Origin of the sequence: Pectobacterium odoriferum (genome assembly GCF_009931295.1) — a bacterium.
GTDB classification, from domain to species: Bacteria; Pseudomonadota; Gammaproteobacteria; order Enterobacterales; family Enterobacteriaceae; genus Pectobacterium; species Pectobacterium odoriferum.
In genome coordinates, this window is record NZ_CP034938.1 from 3,234,010 (window position 1) to 3,254,041 (window position 20,032).

20 protein-coding genes are annotated in these 20,032 nt (G+C 53.5%); 8 read left to right on the plus strand and 12 right to left on the minus strand.

All coding sequences use genetic code 11. The features are described from left to right. Positions 1–6: 6 nt before the first annotated feature. The 4 genes from cydB (at position 7) to EO763_RS14525 (ending at position 2,107) form a co-directional block, all read left to right on the plus strand. On the plus strand, positions 7–1,146 hold the full coding sequence (gene cydB, locus EO763_RS14510; RefSeq protein ID WP_161529378.1) for a cytochrome d ubiquinol oxidase subunit II: 1,140 nt from the start codon (positions 7–9) through the stop codon (positions 1,144–1,146). A 19-nt stretch (positions 1,147–1,165) separates the two neighbouring features. Next, positions 1,166–1,270 carry a cytochrome bd-I oxidase subunit CydX gene (cydX, locus tag EO763_RS14515; protein ID WP_010295317.1) on the plus strand — a complete coding sequence of 35 codons (105 nt, stop codon included), beginning with the start codon at positions 1,166–1,168 and terminating at the stop codon, positions 1,268–1,270. A 141-nt stretch (positions 1,271–1,411) separates the two neighbouring features. Beyond that, positions 1,412–1,777, plus strand: a complete 366-nt coding sequence (locus tag EO763_RS14520; protein ID WP_161529379.1) for a YidH family protein — start codon at positions 1,412–1,414, stop codon at positions 1,775–1,777. Between the two features lie 3 nt (positions 1,778–1,780). Then, positions 1,781–2,107 carry a DUF202 domain-containing protein gene (locus tag EO763_RS14525; RefSeq protein ID WP_039506163.1) on the plus strand — a complete coding sequence of 109 codons (327 nt, stop codon included), beginning with the start codon at positions 1,781–1,783 and terminating at the stop codon, positions 2,105–2,107. Between the two features lie 53 nt (positions 2,108–2,160). Here EO763_RS14525 and fdhE read toward each other — a convergent pair whose 3' ends face one another. The 9 genes from fdhE to EO763_RS14565 all read right to left on the minus strand — a co-directional run bounded on the left by fdhE (position 2,161) and on the right by EO763_RS14565 (position 11,036). Further along, positions 2,161–3,090: a formate dehydrogenase accessory protein FdhE gene (fdhE, locus tag EO763_RS14530; protein WP_095995016.1), complete on the minus strand. Its 930-nt coding sequence runs from the start codon at positions 3,088–3,090 to the stop codon at positions 2,161–2,163. A gap of 215 nt (positions 3,091–3,305) precedes the next feature. Then, positions 3,306–3,431 (minus strand): hypothetical protein, encoded by a 126-nt coding sequence (locus tag EO763_RS23765; RefSeq protein ID WP_258034202.1) that lies wholly within the window; start codon positions 3,429–3,431, stop codon positions 3,306–3,308. A gap of 27 nt (positions 3,432–3,458) precedes the next feature. Continuing rightward, positions 3,459–4,892 (minus strand): aminotransferase-like domain-containing protein, encoded by a 1,434-nt coding sequence (locus EO763_RS14535; RefSeq protein WP_161529380.1) that lies wholly within the window; start codon positions 4,890–4,892, stop codon positions 3,459–3,461. Positions 4,893–5,000: 108 nt separating this feature from the next. Further along, entirely contained in the window at positions 5,001–5,723 is a 723-nt protein-coding gene (locus EO763_RS14540; protein WP_161529381.1) for a glutamine amidotransferase, read from the minus strand. A gap of 224 nt (positions 5,724–5,947) precedes the next feature. Then, positions 5,948–6,424 carry a YlaC family protein gene (locus EO763_RS14545; RefSeq protein WP_010295331.1) on the minus strand — a complete coding sequence of 159 codons (477 nt, stop codon included), beginning with the start codon at positions 6,422–6,424 and terminating at the stop codon, positions 5,948–5,950. Between the two features lie 160 nt (positions 6,425–6,584). Beyond that, entirely contained in the window at positions 6,585–7,214 is a 630-nt protein-coding gene (locus tag EO763_RS14550; RefSeq protein ID WP_161529382.1) for an NAD(P)H-binding protein, read from the minus strand. Between the two features lie 14 nt (positions 7,215–7,228). Further along, the gene (hutX, locus tag EO763_RS14555; RefSeq protein ID WP_244322000.1) at positions 7,229–7,705 is read right to left on the minus strand and encodes a heme utilization cystosolic carrier protein HutX; all 477 of its coding nucleotides are present in this window, start codon (positions 7,703–7,705) and stop codon (positions 7,229–7,231) included. Between the two features lie 20 nt (positions 7,706–7,725). Beyond that, entirely contained in the window at positions 7,726–9,039 is a 1,314-nt protein-coding gene (gene hutW / locus EO763_RS14560; protein WP_161529383.1) for a heme anaerobic degradation radical SAM methyltransferase ChuW/HutW, read from the minus strand. A 404-nt stretch (positions 9,040–9,443) separates the two neighbouring features. Continuing rightward, positions 9,444–11,036, minus strand: a complete 1,593-nt coding sequence (locus EO763_RS14565) for an ABC-F family ATPase (RefSeq protein ID WP_161529384.1) — start codon at positions 11,034–11,036, stop codon at positions 9,444–9,446. Between the two features lie 117 nt (positions 11,037–11,153). Here EO763_RS14565 and EO763_RS14570 point away from each other — a divergent pair, with 117 nt between their 5' ends. From EO763_RS14570 to treC, 4 genes are all read left to right on the plus strand, one after another. Next, positions 11,154–12,050, plus strand: a complete 897-nt coding sequence (locus EO763_RS14570; RefSeq protein WP_161529385.1) for a PhzF family phenazine biosynthesis protein — start codon at positions 11,154–11,156, stop codon at positions 12,048–12,050. 12 nt (positions 12,051–12,062) lie between these two features. Then, positions 12,063–12,623, plus strand: a complete 561-nt coding sequence (locus EO763_RS14575) for a GNAT family N-acetyltransferase (protein WP_161529386.1) — start codon at positions 12,063–12,065, stop codon at positions 12,621–12,623. 568 nt (positions 12,624–13,191) lie between these two features. Continuing rightward, positions 13,192–14,610, plus strand: a complete 1,419-nt coding sequence (gene treB / locus EO763_RS14580) for a PTS trehalose transporter subunit IIBC (RefSeq protein WP_161529387.1) — start codon at positions 13,192–13,194, stop codon at positions 14,608–14,610. 76 nt (positions 14,611–14,686) lie between these two features. Beyond that, positions 14,687–16,378, plus strand: a complete 1,692-nt coding sequence (treC, locus tag EO763_RS14585; RefSeq protein ID WP_161530409.1) for an alpha,alpha-phosphotrehalase — start codon at positions 14,687–14,689, stop codon at positions 16,376–16,378. Positions 16,379–16,457: 79 nt separating this feature from the next. Here the strand turns inward: treC and elaB are convergent, their stop codons facing one another. From elaB to nuoM, 3 genes are all read right to left on the minus strand, one after another. After that, complete coding sequence (gene elaB / locus EO763_RS14590) at positions 16,458–16,769, minus strand: stress response protein ElaB (RefSeq protein WP_010295366.1); 312 nt, start codon at positions 16,767–16,769, stop codon at positions 16,458–16,460. A 259-nt stretch (positions 16,770–17,028) separates the two neighbouring features. Beyond that, complete coding sequence (gene nuoN / locus EO763_RS14600) at positions 17,029–18,486, minus strand: NADH-quinone oxidoreductase subunit NuoN (protein ID WP_010295367.1); 1,458 nt, start codon at positions 18,484–18,486, stop codon at positions 17,029–17,031. A gap of 6 nt (positions 18,487–18,492) precedes the next feature. Next, positions 18,493–20,028, minus strand: coding sequence for an NADH-quinone oxidoreductase subunit M (gene nuoM, locus EO763_RS14605; RefSeq protein WP_039484058.1), 1,536 nt, complete (start codon positions 20,026–20,028; stop codon positions 18,493–18,495). Positions 20,029–20,032 lie beyond the last annotated feature (4 nt).

Genomic DNA, 20,032 nt, shown 5'->3' on the forward strand with positions numbered 1-20,032 from the left:
ATAATAATGCTGGATTATGAAACATTACGTCTGATTTGGTGGGGGTTGATTGGCCTGTTATTCATCGGCTTCGCTATCACCGACGGCTTTGATATGGGCGTGGGCATTCTGCTGCGCCTGCTGGGCAAGACCGATACCGAACGACGGGTGATGATTAACGTGATCGCACCGCACTGGGACGGCAATCAGGTCTGGCTGATCACCGCGGCGGGCGCACTGTTCGCCGCCTGGCCGATGGTTTATGCCGCCGCGTTTTCTGGTTTCTATTTCGCTATGATTCTGGTGCTGGCCGCCCTGTTTTTCCGCCCGGTTGGCTTTGATTATCGCTCCAAGCTGGAAAATCACCGCTGGCGCAACATGTGGGATTGGGGCATTTTCATCGGCAGCTTCGTCCCCACGCTGGTGTTCGGCATCGCATTAGGCAACCTGTTGCAGGGCGTGCCGCTGAGCGTCGATAAGTATTTGCGCCTCACCTACCACGGCGGGTTCTTTGGCCTGTTGAACCCGTTCGGGCTGCTGGCTGGCGTCGTGAGTGTTGCGATGATCGTCGCACACGGCGCGATTTACCTGCAAATGCGCACCACAGATGCACTTCAGCGTCGCGCGCAAAAAACCGTCCTAATCGCCAGCGCGCTGATGAGCCTCACCTTCTTACTGGCTGGCCTGTGGGTCGTTACCGGAATCGACGGCTACCTGATTACCTCCACGCTGGATAAAGCGGCTCCATCTAATCCACTGAATAAAGACGTGGTCCAGCAGGCCGGTGCCTGGTTAACCAACTTTAATGCGTATCCGTCGCTGTGGGCGATCCCCGCATTGGGTGTAGTTCTGCCGTGGCTCACCTGTCTCTTCTCGCGTGTGAACCGCTGCGGCTGGGGTTTCCTGACCTCGTCATTGACGATTGTCTGCGTGATTCTGACGGCTGGGATTACGCTGTTCCCGTTCGTGATGCCTTCCAGCTTCGATCCCAACGTCAGCCTGACCCTCTGGGATGCGACGTCCAGCCAGCTTACGCTTCAGGTGATGACCATTCTGGCCTGCATTTTTGTCCCCACCATCCTGCTTTATACCAGTTGGTGTTACTACAAGATGTTCGGTCGGGTCGATGCGCGTTACATCGAAGAAAATAAGCACTCCGTTTACTAACGATTTGAGGAGAAAGAAAATGTGGTATTTCGCCTGGATACTGGGCACGCTGTTGGCCTGCGCGTTCGCGCTGGTCACCGCGCTGGCGGTTGAGAACCATGAAGCGGGCAAAGACGCCCCTTGAGAGAACGAAGCGCCACCATCGGGCGCTTCATCATTTTGTACTGAGACAGTCATCAGGGCAGACGAAACCCGCTAAGGGCGCTAGAATGCAGACGCTGCGCCCAATCGGATGCCCTCTTTTAACCTGAAATCAGACGACGACATGACAACACCCAGACAGGACAAAACGCCGTGGTGGAGTCAGGGGAAAACCCCGGACTACCGTTTTTCATTAGCGAATGAGCGCACCTTTCTGGCGTGGATTCGCACCGCGCTGGCGTTTCTTGCAGGTGCGGTGGGTATCGATCAATTTACCGTTCATCTCGATCCGCTGGTGCGTCAGGGGCTGGCTCTGCTGCTAGTCGTCTGTGCGGCATTGCTCGGCGGTCTGGCCTATCGTCGCTGGGCCAGCAATGAGAAAGCCATGCGTCAGGAAAGTGATATACCGTATACGCCAATGCTGCTGATCGTGACGCTGTTTATCACCCTCATTGCCATCGCGCTTGCCGCCATGATCCTGTTCGGGTAGCACATGGAGACAACACGCGATCCCGGTTTACAGCCGCAGCGAACCGGCATGGCCTGGACACGCACCTTGTTTGTGATGTTGATAAATAGCCTGCTGTGTTTTCGTTTAAGCATGGTAGATGACAGCCGCGCCGTTTTTGCCTGCGCCATCCTGCTTTTGTGCGTCTCTGCTCTGATGTCGGTGCTGGCGATTCTGCGCTACCGCTTTAACGCCTCTTGCCAACCGGTGTTATCACGCGCCAGCCACGGGCTGATCGTCCTTACGTCATCGTCAATCGCGATAACTGCGCTGGTTTTGCTGCTGCACTTCAGCGGCGTGTGGCAAGGATAGGTTTTTTGCAAGAAAGGCGGTGAAGCCCGAACGTGCTTCACCGATTAGAGTGGCTATTCGATCGAACTTTCCGGGAACAGGAAGGGATTGATGCTACTGCGAGAAAAACCTTCTTCCTCCATTTTCACATCCAGTACCAGCGATGCCAAATCGTCAGCGACGGCTTCTACACGGTGATCTTTTTCCTGATACAACAGTTTCAGATACGTGCCACAGTGACCACAGCTTTCCGCTTTGATAGCGGAATTTTCGCTATCCAGCGACCAATAGTTCAGCTCGCTCGATTCTTCACAGTTGCTGCATTTCACCCGCACCATGTGCCATTCGCTCTCGCACAGATTACAGTGCAGATAACGCAGCCCGCTGGAGGTGCCTAACTGCACCACGCCCGATACCGGAATACTGCCGCACACGGGGCAGAACTGGCGATGTTCGCCGGGAACTGCACGCGCTTTACCGGGCAGTTGGCTTGCCATCTGCGCCCAGAACAGCGACAGCGCTGCCCAGATGAACGGGGCTTTATCATTGCTCTCGGCACGAAACTCGTGTTGCAGCAGTGCTGTCGCCTGTTCTTCAAGCTCCTGCTCTGAGGCTTTTTCCAGATTCTCCAGCGTGGATAACACCTGCCCGCTGGCATCCGGTTTTAATTCTTCGATCAGCGCACGCAGCAGCGTATGCCAGTGCGCATCACGCGGGAACACCGCGATATCGAGCGGCGGACGTTCGCCGGACTGTTTCAGCACGTCACTCAGGTCAAGCTTCAACGGATGATCGTGCAATACCTTCTGCTGGGCTTCCACCACGCCTGCGGCGAAGGTGAGATAATCCCCCAACGGGTGCTCTTCAGCTAACTGACGCAGACGCTCCGCGCGGCTGCTGTACAGGCTTTTCAGATTGGCAAAAAGCAGCGGAGGGATGTTCCCTTCCGGCATCGATTTTTCGTTCTGTTCTAACTGTTCCTGAGGAACAATGCGAATACTCATCAGGGTGGTTTTTCCTGTTATTTACGTTGTCTATCCGATAGGTTTCGGGGTGCAGGAAGGCCGCCAGCGCGGTCCGGGTATAATAGCTAATGCCAATCGCTTAAAGATCGAGATACACGGGGCGACCACAGGGATGAGGCCTCCCTGCGGGAACTTCCCCCTGTGTTTCCCCTAAAAATGAGCTTAAATGATCAGCATTCGGGTATCGCTCAACTTTAGCCGGGATTATACGCATCGTGCCTATCGACTTCCTGATTTCCGGCAAGGTTATGGCTGTTTTTCGCCATCAATGCCGCCACCTTCCGCCATGACGGAAACAGTAGCAGAAAAGCGGCAAACATCTCCACACCTCTAAAGGGGTGATCGGGTCAGACGCTCGCTATCTGCGCCCGAATCAGCGATGCTAAGACGATCACGCTTTGTTCGCAGCGATCGTCCCATTCGTAGGACGCGTTAAAGCGGAAATAGCGATCGTATTTGTCGCCGGTCGTGAACATTTTCCCCGGTGCAATGCTGACGCCCCGCTCCAGCGCACGACGGTATAGCTCCGTGCTGCTGACACCTTCAGGCAACTCCAGCCAGAGAAAATAACCACCTTGCGAATGATTAATGCGGACTTCACCGGGAAAGTGTCGGCGTAGCGACTGTAATGCCGCATGTTTGCGCTGCTCCAGCGCCCGCCGCAGGCGGCGCAGGTGGCTGTCATAGCTGCTGGTCGCCAGATAATCTGCAATCGCCAGCTGCATCGGTGCGCTGGTTGATAATGTACTCATCAGTTGTAAACGCTGAATGCTTCCCGCATGGCTCCCTGCCGCTACCCAGCCAATGCGGAACCCTGCCACCAGATTTTTAGAAAACGAGGAGCAGTGCAGAATCGTGCCTTTTTTATCTAACGCTTTTGCGGGTAGCGGACGTTGCAGGCCAGTGTAAAGCTCACTGTAGACGTCATCTTCTACCAGTCCAACACCGTGTGTCTCCAGCATCGCCACCAGCCGCTGTTTCTTCTCCCAGGACAGCGTGCAGCCAAGCGGGTTATGAAAATTGGTCATCAACCAGCAGGCTTTGATCGGGTAATCATTCAGCGCCTGCTGCAACGCGTCAAGATCGATGCCCTGCTGCGGATCGGTCGCTATCGCAATCGCTTTGAGTTTAAGGCGTTCGATCGCCTGTAGCGCACCGTAAAAAGCCGGAGATTCAATCACCACGTAATCGCCCGGCTCCGTCAGTACCTGAAGACTGAGATTGAGGGACTCCATCGCCCCCGCCGTAATCACAATCTCATCGGGCGAGACGGCAATCCCCTGCAACGCATAGCGCTGGGCGATGTTCTTCCTCAGGCTCTCATTACCCGGCGGCAAATTATCCAGCGCGCTCTGTGGCTGCATATGACGCGCCACCGAGGCCAACGAGCGCGTCAGTTGACGCTGTGGAAAGAGCTGCGGATCGGGAAACGCCGATCCGAACGGCATCACCGCCGGATCTTTGCTGGCCTGAAGCACATCAAAAATGAACGCATTGACGTCCACGTCTTCGGTCAACTGAACGCGCTCCTGCCCCACAGGCGAATGCAGGCTGTCTGCCGGTAGTGCGGACAACTGCGGTGCTGCGTAATAACCCGACTGCGGACGCGACACAATCAGCCCCTGACTTTCCAGCAGCTGATACGCGTGCAGCACGGTCATCAGGCTCATGCCCGAGTGCAGTGATTTTTCCCGCAGCGAGGGCAGTTTGTCGCCCGGCTGCCAGATCCCTTCCTGAAGCTGCTCACGGATCTGGTGAGCGAGCTGTTCAAACTTTGCCATAGCGCGACGGTTTCGGTGGATGAGTCTGTCATGATTTTTGGCTCGATCATCACCGATGAGTGACGATCGAGAAGGACGCTTTATCGACAATAATACGTTGTTCGAGGGCTATTTCGCCGCGTAGCGTTGTACAAAATCCAGCAGGATTTTGCGCGCCCAGACGGGTTCCTGCGGAATATCCATCATCCGATCGACATCCCACCCACCCTGTCGCAGGGCCGTTTCATTATGACGCAGGCACGTCAACATGATGTCCGCGCTAAATTCCGGGTGGAATTGTACAGTCAACACTTTATCGCTGTAGCGGATAATCTGGCAGCCATCCATCTCTGAACTCGCCAGCACCTGCGCGCCCGCAGGCGGTTCCAGCACGGATTGCTGATGCGTCAGATAAGCGCCAAACTGCTGCGGATAATCACGCAGTAAAATGTCGTGCACAGCGGCTTCATGGGTTGTCACGACCTGAACGCCGACTTCCTTGCCGTTCGGGTTATCCCCCACTTTACCGCCCAACGCATCGGCCAGCAGTTGGTGCCCATAGCACACGCCTAGCAGAGGAACATCCGCATAATACGCTTCACGCAGCCAGCCAGCGGTGTATTCGCTCCAGTCCAGCCGATCCGTGACCATCGACCACGAGCCGGAAATCACCACCGCTGCCAGCGTATCAAACGGCGGTAACGGCTCCCCAAGATCGGGACGAACCACCTGCACCGGCTGCGTCTTACCCTGCACCGCATCGGTAAACCACTTCCCCTGCTGCCCCACCTGAGACGCGATGCCTTCCGGCGGTTGGCCCAACTGAATCACCAGCAATACCTTTTCGCTCATCGTCCTGTTCTGCCCGTATTTGAAAAACCATCAACCTGAAAAACCATCGGTCTGAAAAACCACAAGAATGCGGCGCTCGCCGCTTATAACGAACGTAGCATTATGACTACATGAAAACCAGTATTCCGGCGAAAACCAGCCACCATGAAAATCTGCGCATAGAAAAAGCCATGCGCATTATTTGGCCATCGCGGAATGGGCAGTTTGAGGGCAGAAAGAGCCTGCTAACGGGAAGGCTGTTGGTGGTAGGCCAGCGAGAAGACGTCGTAAAAATCAACGTCACCTTTCGTGCGTCGAATTTTCTCTATCCCCGCTTTCACGGCTGACGGCACCTGCTCGTTGTGTAACAACTTATCCTGCGTGTCCTGCGACACGTGGCGGACAGTAAACCACTCGCCGTTATAGCAAACACGGAGATCCAGGGTATCAATGTCTTCAAAGCGATAGGTCGGATTGATATCCACTGAAAGGGCAAGCGTCATCACCAGCAGGAAAACGGTAAAGCCGATCAGGTAGGGCAAACCAAAATAAGGGGCATAAAAAAGGATGATCGCGACCGGCACGTAGCTCACCAGCATCGCGGCAAACAGATAGGGGTGAGACTGCATGAATTTGCGGCTAAAACGTATTTTATTGTCGCGTTTTTCTTCCCGATTAATACGTTCGATCTCTTCGGTCAGAAGGCGTTTTACTTCATCCATCGTCATCACCATCGTGCTTGAGGAATACAACACTGCTTGCATCGATTAGAACATAGCCACATGAGAGATAACAGATACAGTTTTCGACAGATTGACTATAACAGTTTGACTGATGCCGGGAGGAATTCTCCCAGCAACATTGACAACAAAATAGCGAGAGTTACGGAATGGCGGGCATCGTGAGATCGGGATCGATCAGATTGTAGATGTGATTGCCAAACACGGGTTGCTGCAACAGTTGATCAACCGCCAGCGCAACATCCCAGCGTGACACCAATCCCAGCGTAGCAGTACCCTGCGTCAGTTTTGCATTGTGCGTCGCGACCACGTCCAGCAGGCCGCCGGGACGAACGATACAGTGATCCAACGTACTGCTCTGCAACCAGCTTTCTGCCAGTGATTTCTCGCGTACCGCGAAGCCAAATGCGGCTCTGGCGCGTGGCGACAACAGCGGCCAGCTATCGCCGCAGCCCAGTGACGTCACCAGCAGCATACGCTTGATGCCAGCCTGCTCTGCGCCATCGATCACCATACGATGGCCCTGATAATTTACCGTGCCTCCGCCCATTGTTGATACCACAATGGCAGAAGGCCCCGCCACGCGACAGGCTTCCGCGACCGTTTCCGAGTCGCAGGCATCGCCTTCCACTACCGTCATTCCCTGCTCACGCCAGTGTTTGGCCTGTTCAGGATTACGCAAGACGAGTACGACCGCCTGCTCGCACTCAATGGCGCGCTGTAATAAGCAGGCGCCAACCCCATTGCCTGCGCCGAAAAGTAACCACGTCATACCTGCTCCGGTTGTCATTCACTCGCCAGCGCGCGGAACGCCTCAACCTGAGCGCTCAGCAGCTGACGGTGGTTGTCTCGTCCAAGGAAAATTTTAAACATCGCTGCACCGCTGGCATTAAAGAACACCACGGACGCCGTGTCCATCCCCATGAACTTACGCTCAATAAATGCAATGTGCTGACAGCTCGTTGCACGGATATGCCCACTCAGGCCATTTTTGCCGCGCAGGTTAAAGTAACCGTGACGGTGCGTACCGGTTGGCAGCTCGCTCTTGAATTCCAGAATCGCGTCTGCCGTGTGGCTGATGAGCGTCACTTCCCCCCAGGTCGCAATCGTGTCCCAGACCTGATCGAAACGATCGCCCGTTGCCAGCGTACGCTGAGCCGCAGGCAAGGCCTCAACGACAGCAAACAGCGAGGTATTATACTTTCCGGCAATCTCTTCCAGTGTGCCATCAGGGTTGGTTGCCAGTAATTCATTCAGTGTCATGGTTATCGTTGCGTCTCCGGTTAGTGCGCATGCTCTTCGGCATTAAGCTGGGGGATAATTTGTTGTAATGCCTGCATCAGGTTATTCGCCCAGAAGCGGCCATCATTGGTCAGGCGCAGGCAGGTGGAATCGTCACAGGTCAGCCCGGCCTGATGCCACTGGCTGAGTAACGGCTGAAGTTCACGGGCATGTCGAGTCAGTTGAGGCAGCTTGATACGACCAACCTCAATACCCGCCTGAAGCTGGTGCTGCCACGGCCCGGTAGGACTGGCTGGCGTCATCATCATGATCGGTTTTTTCCCCTGATCGATCTGCTGGTAGTAGCGCTCCAGGCTGCGTTCCATCATGTAGGCTTGCCCGTTTATATTGCCGCCCGCACCGCTTCCCATTGCCAGACAGTCCGCGCCCTGTTTAATCAGCAGGTTGTACAAGTTGCGTTCACGCGTGGTGCGTGCCCAGTGACTGTTGCTAAGCTGGTGCCAGCCAGCATCGGCCAGAAATGCCGCGCCAGTCCGGTAAAAATCACGACGGGCCACCACATCAGGCAACGCGACGCGCTGGTTTTCGGCTGCTTTCGCCAGCGGCGTGGTCGGTAACAGATTAAGCGCATACAGATCGACGCCGTCTAACGGTAAATCACTGACGATCGCCAGATCTTCGCGCCAGATTTCCGGCGTTTGTTCCGGCAGGCCGAACATCAGATCGCACACTACGGCAGCTCTGTCTCGCTCGCACAGGCGCTCAAGGAAGCGAATTGACTGCTGCTTATCTGACGTACGCGCCATACGCTGACGAATGCGAGTATCGAACGTCTGAATCCCAATGGAGAAGCGGTTCGCTCCCGCATCCAGACAGGCATCGATTCGCTCATCGTCAAAATCCATCGCCCGCCCTTCCACCGTGATTTCACAGTCCGGTGCCAGCGGCAGAGAGGTACGAATCGCGCGGATGATCTGTGACAGTTCATCGGCCGCCAGCGCCGTTGGCGTCCCCCCGCCAAAATACACCGCATGAATCGGCGCAGACTGATGCAGCGGGCTGTCCGCTTCCATCGCCAATTCCTGCAACAGATAGCGGGTATAGGTCGCCGTGCTGTCATCACGCAGCTTGTTTTGATAAAAACCGCAGAACGTGCAGTGCGTAGCGCAGAAAGGAATGTGCAAGTAGAGCAGACGCTTACGCGCAGGCACAGTCTGCTGCTTCAGCGTCTGCCAACCGGCCGGAATCTGTTCTGGTGAAAGCGGCACATGGTTGCGCCAAGGCATTGCCATACGTCGGGCGCCAAAAGGCTGCTCACCGGGCTCGGCATAATACGGCGTCAAATCGATGTTCATTAACGGCCCCCAAATAATCAATAAAATAAATTAAATGATAATTATTTTTATTTGGCAACGAGGAGAAAACGTAAATGAATGGGCTGAATTTGAATACAGAAAAATAACGACAGGGATTAACAAATTGTTTTCTTTTGTGCAAACTGAAAATTATGCCCAAAAACCATACTGCTGTTTTATTTCAGAGGGTTACGGTGTATCTCTCTTTGTTTTTTTAACAAGTACGAAAAAAAAACAGCGTTTATTAAAGTTCGTTAATTTGGGTAATAAATACAGGCAGGATCGGTGAATGTTTCCGTCCGATGGCATCAGCGAAAAGAAACAAATAGAGCATAAAAAGAACGAAAGAAAGGAAAAGAGCCGACCTTCAGGCCATGATTTAGGCCTGAAAGTCGGTATGGGGCTTACTGAATACCCTGACTGCGCAGGTAATCTTCATAGTTGCCGGTGAAATCGATCACTTTATTTGGCGTAATCTCCAGAATACGGGTCGCCAACGAGCTGACAAATTCACGGTCATGAGAGACGAACAGCAGCGTCCCTTCGTACATTTCCAGCGCCATATTCAGCGATTCAATGGATTCCATATCAAGGTGGTTGGTCGGTTCATCCATCACCAGAATATTCGGACGCTGCATCATCAGCTTACCGAACAGCATGCGGCCTTTTTCACCACCGGATAACACCTTCACTTTCTTCTTGATATCATCCTGGCTGAACAGCAAACGACCGAGTACACTGCGCACGGCTTGCTCGTCGTCTTTTTCCTGTTTCCACTGGCTCATCCAATCAAAAACGGTCAGCGTCTCATCGAATTCGTATTCGTGATCCTGCGCGTAGTAGCCAATTTTTGAGTTTTCAGACCATTTCACGGTGCCGCTATCCGGTTCGAAATCACCGACCAGCGTTTTCAGCAATGTCGATTTACCGATACCGTTGGCACCCAAAATAGCAACTTTTTCACCCACTTCGACCATCAAACCCAGCTTGCTAAACAGCGGAGCATTATCAAAACCTTTGCTCAACGCTTCAACTTCCAGCGCATTACGGAATAGTTTCTTATCCTGATCAAAACGGATAAACGGGTTTTGACGGCTGGACGCTTTCACTTCATCCAGCTGGATTTTATCGATCTGGCGCGCACGCGATGTCGCCTGCTTGGATTTAGAGGCGTTGGCGCTAAAGCGGCTGACGAACGATTGCAGTTCGGAAATCTGCGCTTTCTTCTTGGCGTTATCGGACAGTAAACGCTCACGAGCCTGCGTCGCTGCCGTCATGTATTCATCATAGTTGCCGGGATAAATACGCAGCTCGCCGTAGTCCAAATCCGCCATGTGCGTACAGACCATGTTCAGGAAGTGACGGTCATGCGAGATGATGATCATGGTGCTGTTACGCTCGTTCAGCACCTGCTCCAGCCAACGGATCGTATCGATATCCAGGTTGTTGGTGGGTTCGTCGAGCAGCAGGATATCGGGATCGGCAAACAGCGCCTGCGCCAACAGGACACGCAGCTTCCAACCGGGAGCAATTTCACTCATCAAGCCATAGTGCTGCTCAACGGGAATCCCCACGCCCAGCAACAATTCGCCCGCGCGTGATTCTGCGCTGTAGCCATCCATCTCACCGTATTGCACTTCCAGATCGGCAACTTTATAGCCGTCGGCTTCGCTCATTTCAGCCAATGAATAGATACGATCGCGCTCTTCTTTTACCGCCCACAGCTCACCGTGGCCCATGATCACGGTATCCAGCACGCTGTATTTTTCAAAAGCGAACTGATCCTGACGCAGTTTACCCAGACGTTCATTAGGATCGAGGAAGACGTTACCGCCGCTCGGCACCAGATCGCCGCCGAGAATCTTCATGAATGTGGATTTTCCGCAACCATTCGCGCCAATCAAACCGTAACGGTTGCCGCCGCCAAATTTAACGGAAATGTTTTCAAACAACGGCTTGCTGCCGAACTGCATGGTGATATTGTTGGTACTTAACACAGCACTTATACTCGAGTCGGAATGTGATTTGGCGCGCATTATGCCACAAGCGCGCGATAGGATCGCGGTTAGTTTTGAGTAATATTTAAGCGATAGCGCATACAGGAGAGAAATGCGATGCCTATACTACGTCGTTTCAAACAGGTCGACGTTTTCACCCAGCAGCCTTTCAAGGGCAATCCGCTTGCCGTCATTATGGAGGCAAAGGGATTAACCGATGCGCAAATGCAGGAGATCGCTCGCTGGACAAACCTGTCAGAAACCACGTTCGTCCTGCCAGCCACCGATCCTTTAGCGGATTACCACGTCCGCATTTTTACGCCAGAATCGGAGCTGTCCTTTGCCGGACACCCTACGCTAGGCACCGCACATGCCCTGCTGGAAGAAGGATTGCGTCCTAAATCTCCGGGCCAGTTGGTGCAACAATGCGGTATTGGCCTCGTGCCGATCAACATCGGTGAGGATAAGAGCCTCGCTTTTCACGCGCCTCAGGCCACCCTCGTTCCCTTTGACGGTGAACACCTGCCACTGCTGGAAAAAACGCTGGGCATTGCTGGTTTTGATCGTGCCGCTATCGATACCCGCTACCCGCCCACCGCGGTACACATGGGCATTCGCTGGCTCGTGATTCGCGTAGACAGCGCCGACACCTGCCTGAACATCACACCGGATGCAGAGGCACTCGCAGTTGTGCAAAACCTCAGCCAGACCAATGGCATCGCCATCTATGGCCCATACGATGGCGCAACGCCAGCCGATTATGAAGTTCGCGCGTTCTACATCGAACGCGGCCATCTCAAGGAAGATCCGGTTACCGGCAGCGCCAATGCCTGTCTGGCTGCGCTGCTTCGCCAGCAGCACTCAACGAATAACGTCACCGCACCACTTAGCTACCTTGCGCGACAGGGCACTATGCTACAGCGCGATGGCCAGATTACCGTCACTTACCTGAACGATGAACCGTGGATCGGCGGGCACAGCGTCACGATCGTTGACGGTACGTTGCAGGGATAAAGGAGGGATTTTATGGCAACGCCATTTGCCGATACGTCATTTACAGATGCATTGTATGCATTGCGTCATCAGCCCCATTTGTGCCTAACGATTCAGGAAGAAAGCGATGCCGATGCGCTCTTTACCCTGATTCAGCAGGAAAAAGCGCGTCTGCGGCGTACGTTACCCTGGCCGGATTCTGTTAAGACCGTCGATGACACACGTGAAACCATTCGCGCCAACAGAGAAGAATTCCTCGCCAAATCAGCCGCCGTGTATCTTATCCGCTGGGACGACTCGCTGGCTGGCATCGTCTCCTTCAACACGATTCAGGATAAAGAGGGCGTCATTGGCTATTGGATCGCCGAAGCCTTTGAAGGCAAAGGCATCGTTTCTCAGGCCGTCAGCACGCTGATAACGGCCTATACCAATGCGAGCCTCGTTGACCGCTGCGTCATCAGAGCCTCAACCGCCAATACGCGTAGCAACGCTGTCGCTCAACGACTCGGCTTCCGCTTTCACCATACGGAGAAAGATGCTGAGCAGATTGGCGAGCAGTGGTTCGATCACAATATTTATCGCTATCCTGCCTGATATTCCCCCGAATACCATCCATTACCCGATGCGCTGACCTTCCGGCTGCGCATCAGATTCTTTCTCTTCATGACGCATTCCCTTTACCATATCGTTATATTTTTGTGACTGAAATCACAAAAATGTTGAAATCCAATTTCATCTTCGCTAACATTAAAAACGTGATGAACATCACATTTAACTAACCCGTTAGAGGAGCCTGATAATGAAAATGATTCGCAAAATCAGCAAATTCTTTAAAAGAATGGGAGATGTTTATGTCAGTTACTGTGAACGTATTGGGTCAATCATCAGCCCGTTCTGATTGTGATATAAACAATCTCTGAAGCCGCCTCCTACAGGCGGCTTTTGTTTTTTCATCCTCTCTCACACCCTGTTCATTCCCCTTTCCTTTTTGTCTACCCACACGTCGCAGATTTGTGCAGTACACCGCATGCCTGAACATTCTCTTTTAAAAACAGCTCAATGCATTTTCCTTTCACGGCAAAACCACCGTTAACAGACTATGCTTTTTTGTACTTACTTCGCGTCCCCGACGTCTGCGCAAAAAGATAAAAAGGACATGACTATGAGTAAAGTTAAACAACAGGATATTGACCGTCTGATCGAACTGGTCGGCGGGCGTGAGAACATCGCGGCGGTCACGCACTGCATTACTCGTCTCCGCTTCGTCTTGCACGACTCATCCAAAGCCCATCCCAAGAACATTGAAGAGCTGCGTATTGTTAAAGGGTGTTTTACCAACGCCGGACAATTTCAGGTCGTGATCGGCACCAACGTGGATGAATATTACAAAGCGCTGCTCGCCACCACGGGAAAAGGCGAGATTAATAAAGAAGAAGCCAAAGTCGCCGCTCGCCAGAACATGAGCTGGTTTGAACGCAGCATTTCACATTTTGCCGAGATCTTTTTTCCGCTGCTTCCCGCGCTCATCAGCGGGGGCTTGATCCTCGGCGCACGTAACGTAATTGGCGATATTCCGATGCGCGACGGGCAAACGCTGGTACAGCTCTACCCGACCTGGCAAACCATCTACGATTTCCTCTGGCTGCTGGGCGAAGCCATCTTCTTCTATCTTCCCGTTGCGGTCTGCTGGTCAACCGTACGCAAAATGGGCGGCACGCCCATCCTCGGCATCGTGCTCGGTATCACGCTGGTATCGCCACAGCTAATGAACGCCTACCTCATCGGTCAGCAAACGCCTGAAGTGTGGAATTTCGGCTGGTTCACGATCGAGAAGATAGGCTATCAGGCACAGGTCATTCCGTCCGTCTTGGCCGGGATGGCGCTGGCCCTGATCGAAACGCGGCTGAAAAAAATCGTGCCGGATTACCTCTATCTGGTGGTCGTGCCCGTAACCTCGCTCATTCTGGCCGTTTTCCTGGCACACACGTTGATTGGCCCGTTTGGTCGTATGATTGGCGATGGCGTCGCCTGGGCCGTTAAGGCTGTGATGACAGGCAGCTTCGCTCCCATTGGCGCCGCGCTGTTTGGGTTCCTGTATGCGCCGCTGGTCATCACGGGCGTGCACCAAACAACGTTAGCGATTGATATGCAGATGATTCAAAGCATGGGCGGCACCCCCGTCTGGCCGCTCATCGCACTGTCCAACATTGCACAGGCGGCTGCCGTCGTCGGGGTGATTCTCGTCAGCCGGAAAGCCAACGAACGCGAAATTTCTGTCCCTGCGGCGATTTCCGCCTTTCTTGGCGTGACCGAACCCGCCATGTACGGTATCAACCTGAAATACCGCTTTCCGATGCTGTGCGCCATGATCGGCTCCGCTGCGGCTGCACTCATCTGCGGGCTGTACGGCGTAACGGCAAATGGCATCGGCGTGGGTGGGCTACCGGGTATTCTCTCCATCAAGCCACAGTTTTGGGGAATCTTCGCCCTTGCCACGCTGGTTGCCACCGTCATTCCGATTGCATTGACATCGCTGGTCTATAAACGCAAAAGCCGCAATGGCACACTCGACCCAGCATAGCGGTGGCATATAATTATTGTCTCAACTCAGGCCGTGCTTGCACGGCCCACTGTAATAAAGGAGCGACCTCATGACCATGAACGCCTCGCTTCCCTGGTGGCAAAACGGCGTAATTTATCAAATCTACCCGAAGAGCTTTCAGGACAGTACCGGCAATGGCATTGGCGACATCGCAGGCATCACCGCCCGGCTCGATTACCTGCAACAGCTGGGCGTCGATGCGATCTGGCTGACACCGGTTTACCTCTCTCCTCAGGTTGACAACGGCTATGACGTCGCCGACTACTGCGCCATCGACCCTGCCTATGGCACGATGGCCGATATGGAAACATTGCTCGCGGAAGCGCATCAGCGCCGTATCCGTGTCGTGATGGACATGGTGTTCAACCACACCTCTACGCAACACCACTGGTTCCAGAACGCACAGGATCGCCGTAGTCCGTACCGGCATTTTTATATCTGGCGTGATGGTAATGACGGAGCGCTACCTAATAATTGGCGTTCAAAATTTGGCGGCCCAGCCTGGCAATGGCACGAAGAAAGCAAACAGTACTATCTGCATCTTTTCGCCACTGAACAGGCCGACCTGAATTGGGAACACCCGCGCGTACGGGATGAATTAAAGCAGGTCTGTGCATTTTGGGCGGATAAAGGTGTGGACGGACTGCGGCTGGATGTCATCAATCTGGTTTCCAAGCAGCAGGATTTCCCGTCTGATGCTCAGGGCGATGGACGCCGTTTCTATACCGATGGCCCCCTGATTCATGATTACCTACAGGAGTTCAGCCGGGATGTTTTTCACCCCCGTGGCTTGATGACCGTCGGTGAGATGTCATCGACCTCGCTGGAGCACTGCCGCCGCTACGCTGCGCTGGACGGCAATGAACTCTCCATGACGTTCAATTTCCATCATCTGAAAGTCGATTATCCAAATGGGGAAAAGTGGGCGCTGGCGGCACCTGATTTTATCCAGCTCAAGCAGATATTTAATCACTGGCAGCAGGGGATGCACAATCATGCCTGGAATGCACTGTTCTGGTGTAATCACGACCAGCCGCGCATCGTGTCGCGCTTTGGTGACGAAGGCGAATTCCGTGTGCAATCCGCCAAGATGCTGGCAATGGTGCTTCACGGTATGCAAGGCACACCCTATATCTATCAGGGTGAAGAACTGGGTATGACCAATCCCGGCTATACGCAGATTGCACAATACCGCGATATTGAAAGCCTGAATCAGTTTGCTGAACAGCGCGAACGGGGTCAGCCGGACGAACAAATCTTAGCAATCCTCGCCAGCAAATCACGCGATAACGGCCGTACGCCGATGCAGTGGGATGACAGCCATCATGCTGGGTTTACGACCGGTACGCCGTGGATAACCCCATGCCAGAATGTCGACCACATCAACGCAGCACAGGCGCTGGCGGATAAAGACTCCGTTTTCTATACCTACCAGCAGCTTATTGCTATGCGTAAAGCGCTTCCGCTGCTGACGTATGGAGACTATCAGGATTTGCAACCCGATCACCCTAACGTCTGGTGCTATCAGCGCATCTGGGAGGGACAGCGGCTTCTGGTTCTGGCAAATCTCAGCAAACAGACGCAGCGCTGGCAGCCTCCAATTAATACCCATGACCGCCGCTGGAGACTGTTATTCAGTAATTACTCTGATACACAGCCTCAGCCCGCCATACTGGCGCTACGCCCGTTTGAAGCTATCTATTGGGTACAAGGAATGCTGGAGAAAGAGGATAAGATTCAGGGCTAGAGGATATCGTGAGATGTAGCGGGTAACCCCGCTACATTATTACCAGAAACTCAATTACCAGAAACTAGATTGGCAGGAACTAGCGCTTAGCCAGCAGTAACCCTAATACCAGCCCCACGGTGGCACCGATACCGATACCGTGCCAGGGTTTGTCATGCACATAGACGTCGGCTTTGTCGGCCACCTGCTTGGCGCGTGCATAATAGCTGTCGGTTACGCCAATACGGGCTTTGACTTCCAACAGCGCTTTTTCAGCGCCCTTCTTCAAATCAAGGTAGGCTTGGTCTGCCTGATCGCCCGTATAGCGCAATACCTCATCCAGCGTTTCAGACAGAAGTTTTAAATCATCATCGACACGAATTTCTTCAGGCTGTTTTTTGGTCGCTGCCATAAAGTGCTCCCTTCTGTTATGAAAAGTCATTAGTTATAAATCGTTGCTGATTAACTATAGACAATTTTGCGCCGTTCCTACGGCTTCAACAGACCAGATCATTCCTAAAACGTATTTTGCTTCCATAAAAAAACGCAGGGAGCGTTTTTCAACGTCGCTTGCGACGGCCCGAAGGGTGGCGAGCAGGAAGCTCGCCATAAAAAACGCCGTTGATTCTCATCAACGGCGCTTCATTACTCAAGCAGACTCTCGTCAGTGGTTACATCATTGGCTGCGCCAATTGCACCAGAGAGATAAGAGGCTGCGGATACAAACCAAAGAACAGTACGGCGATGGAGGAGATCAGCACGACCACACCGCCAGCGGTTAAAGCCCAGTTGTTTGGCGTATCACGCTGCAACACCTGTGGCGCATTCAGGAACAAACTCACCATCACGCGCAGATAGTAGTACAGACCAATGGCACTACCCAGCACGACCGCACCCGTCAGCCACCACAGTTCAGCATTAACACCAACAGCCAGCACATAGAATTTGCCGAAGAAGCCCAGCGTCATCGGGATACCTGCCAATGACAGCATCATCACCGTCATCACCGCAGACAGAATTGGTTTATGCCAGAACAAACCACGGTAAGAGAACAGTGAATCGGCATCAGGGCCACGGTACGGGCTAGACATCAGGCTAACCACACCAAACGCACCCAGGCTGCTGAACAGGTAACCCACCAAATAAACACCGACAGTTTCCAGCGCCAGTTGATGGCTCTGAACCGCGATCAGGGCAACCAGCAAATAGCCCAAGTGCGCGATAGAAGAGTAACCGAGCAGACGTTTGATGTTGGTTTGCGATACCGCCATCACGTTACCGAACAGGATCGACGCGAATGCGATGACACCCAGCACGATTCTGACGGACTCGCTGTCAGCCATCGGTGCGTACAGGAACAAACGCATGACTGCACCGAAAACGGCAATTTTACCGGCGGTCGCCAGAAACGTAGACACGGGCGCAGGTGCACCCTGATACACATCAGGCGTCCACAGCTGGAACGGAACCAGAGACAGCTTGAAGCCCAAACCGACAATCATCATCCCCAAGCCTGCCAGCAACAGCGGCTCATGGATTTGGTGATCGCTCAGGCTCTTACCGAGGCTGGCGAAGCTCATATCGCCTGATTCAGCATAAATCAGCGCCATACCAAACAGCAGGAAGGAAGACGCCGCGGCCGACAGCAGCATGTATTTAATACTGGCTTCCAGCGAACGTTTCAGGCGGAAGGCATAGCCGACCAAACCAAACAGCGGGAGAGAAAGCAGTTCGATCCCGATGAACAGCGAAGCCAGATGGTTGGCGCTCGACAGCAGGATTCCACCCAACGCAGCAATGAGCACCAGCAGGTAGAACTCATCACGATTGTCTGGGTAGCCTTGCAGCCACGGATAGGCAAACGTGCTGGTAGCCAGACTGGCAAGCAGAACCAGTCCGGTATAAAACATCGAGAAGCCATCAACACGCAGCAGCGGCGTCACGTCCGTTGGGCCAACCTGGCCGACAAAGTACAGTGACAGCAACGCAATATTCAGGCCGATAACCGTCATGGTTGCGTTGACAAAATGGTTGCGTCGCCACGCAATGCACAGCATCACAACCACTACCGTCAATCCGACGATTAACAGCGGCGATAGCGCAATTAGTTGTTGAAGAGTTATTGTCATGGCGAATTACGGCCTTGTTGTTGAAATAATTGAATCTGGAGCAGACGACATAAACCACTGCTGGATATTTGACATCGCGGCACTGGAGGTATCCAGAATCGGTTGCGGGTAAACCCCTAACAACACCAGTAATACCACCAACAGCATCACGATAGACAATTCGCGGAGCGACATACTCTTCAATGGTTCATCAGATTTAGGCGTACCGTAATAAGCACGCTGAATCATGATCAGTGAGTAGACCGACGCAAATACCAGACCGAAGGTTGAGATCACCGTAATCACCGGCACAACCTGATAGCTGCCGAACAGAATCATGAATTCGCCGACAAAGTTACCTGTGCCCGGCATCCCCAAGGTTGCCACAGCAAAGAACAGAGACAGCGCAGGCAGGAACTTCAGACGCGACCACAGGCCACCCATTTCACGCATGTCACGGGTATGCAGACGTTCGTACAGTTGACCACACAGAATGAACAGACCCGCAGCGGACAAGCCGTGCGCAATCATCTGAATCACCGCGCCCTGATAAGCCAGCTGATTACCGGAATAGATGGCAATCATCACGAAGCCCATGTGGGACACAGAGGTATAAGCAATCAGACGTTTGATATCCGTCTGTTTAAACGCCAGCCAGGCACCGTAGAAGATACCAATCACACCCAGCCACATGGCAATCGGTGCAAAGGCATGAGAGGCGTTCGGGAACAGCGGCAGGCTGAAACGCAGCAGGCCATAGGCCGCCGTTTTCAACAGGATCCCTGCCAGGTCAACAGAACCCGCAGTTGGTGCCTGACTGTGTGCATCTGGCAGCCAACCGTGCAACGGCACGACAGGCATTTTTACCGCAAACGCGATGAAGAAGCCCAGCATCAGCAGATATTCAACACCGTATGACATCGGCGTCTTCAGCAGGTCTTCATAGTTGAACGTCCAAACGCCAGTGGCATTGTGATGCACAAAGACCAGCGCCAGAATCGCGATCAACATGATCAGGCCGCTTGACTGGGTATAGATGAAGAACTTGGTCGCCGCTGTAATTCTGGTTTTACCGTCAGAGCCTTTATGGCCCCACAGCGCAATCAGGAAGTACATCGGTACCAGCATCATTTCCCAGAAGAAGAAGAACAGGAACATGTCGATGGCAAGGAACACGCCAATAACGCCGCCCAGAATCCACAGCAGGTTCAGGTGGAAGAAGCCCTGATAGCGCTGAATTTCATTCCAGGAACAGAGGATTGCCAACACGCCCAGCAACCCCGTCAGCACCACCATCAGCAGTGACAGGCCGTCCAGCGCAAGATGAATACCGATGCCGAAGCGCGGGATCCATGGCACATAAAACTCGGATTGCCATTGTGGTACGCCTGTCGGCGCCGTCAGTGAGTAACCGCCTTGCAACCACAGTTGCAGAGACAGTGCGAGTGTCAGCCCCATTGCAATCAACGCTATCCAGCGCGGTACTTTCGTACCAAAACGCTCTAACTGCCAGCACAGTAGACCGCCGATAAAGGGGAGAAGAATTAGCCAAGGTAGTAGCATGGCG

Excerpts from the sequence above, each read along its gene's own strand:
- cydB (WP_161529378.1), top strand. The coding sequence starts at position 7 with ATGCTGGATTATGAAACATTACGTCTGATTTGGTGGGGGTTGATTGGC.
- cydX (WP_010295317.1), top strand. The coding sequence starts at position 1,166 with ATGTGGTATTTCGCCTGGATACTGGGCACGCTGTTGGCCTGCGCGTTC.
- EO763_RS14520 (WP_161529379.1), top strand. The coding sequence starts at position 1,412 with ATGACAACACCCAGACAGGACAAAACGCCGTGGTGGAGTCAGGGGAAA.
- EO763_RS14525 (WP_039506163.1), top strand. The coding sequence starts at position 1,781 with ATGGAGACAACACGCGATCCCGGTTTACAGCCGCAGCGAACCGGCATG.
- fdhE (WP_095995016.1), bottom strand. The coding sequence starts at position 3,090 with ATGAGTATTCGCATTGTTCCTCAGGAACAGTTAGAACAGAACGAAAAA.
- EO763_RS23765 (WP_258034202.1), bottom strand. The coding sequence starts at position 3,431 with ATGTTTGCCGCTTTTCTGCTACTGTTTCCGTCATGGCGGAAGGTGGCG.
- EO763_RS14535 (WP_161529380.1), bottom strand. The coding sequence starts at position 4,892 with ATGGCAAAGTTTGAACAGCTCGCTCACCAGATCCGTGAGCAGCTTCAG.
- EO763_RS14540 (WP_161529381.1), bottom strand. The coding sequence starts at position 5,723 with ATGAGCGAAAAGGTATTGCTGGTGATTCAGTTGGGCCAACCGCCGGAA.
- EO763_RS14545 (WP_010295331.1), bottom strand. The coding sequence starts at position 6,424 with ATGGATGAAGTAAAACGCCTTCTGACCGAAGAGATCGAACGTATTAAT.
- EO763_RS14550 (WP_161529382.1), bottom strand. The coding sequence starts at position 7,214 with ATGACGTGGTTACTTTTCGGCGCAGGCAATGGGGTTGGCGCCTGCTTA.
- hutX (WP_244322000.1), bottom strand. The coding sequence starts at position 7,705 with ATGACACTGAATGAATTACTGGCAACCAACCCTGATGGCACACTGGAA.
- hutW (WP_161529383.1), bottom strand. The coding sequence starts at position 9,039 with ATGAACATCGATTTGACGCCGTATTATGCCGAGCCCGGTGAGCAGCCT.
- EO763_RS14570 (WP_161529385.1), top strand. The coding sequence starts at position 11,154 with ATGCCTATACTACGTCGTTTCAAACAGGTCGACGTTTTCACCCAGCAG.
- EO763_RS14575 (WP_161529386.1), top strand. The coding sequence starts at position 12,063 with ATGGCAACGCCATTTGCCGATACGTCATTTACAGATGCATTGTATGCA.
- treB (WP_161529387.1), top strand. The coding sequence starts at position 13,192 with ATGAGTAAAGTTAAACAACAGGATATTGACCGTCTGATCGAACTGGTC.
- treC (WP_161530409.1), top strand. The coding sequence starts at position 14,687 with ATGAACGCCTCGCTTCCCTGGTGGCAAAACGGCGTAATTTATCAAATC.
- elaB (WP_010295366.1), bottom strand. The coding sequence starts at position 16,769 with ATGGCAGCGACCAAAAAACAGCCTGAAGAAATTCGTGTCGATGATGAT.
- nuoN (WP_010295367.1), bottom strand. The coding sequence starts at position 18,486 with ATGACAATAACTCTTCAACAACTAATTGCGCTATCGCCGCTGTTAATC.
- nuoM (WP_039484058.1), bottom strand. The coding sequence starts at position 20,028 with ATGCTACTACCTTGGCTAATTCTTCTCCCCTTTATCGGCGGTCTACTG.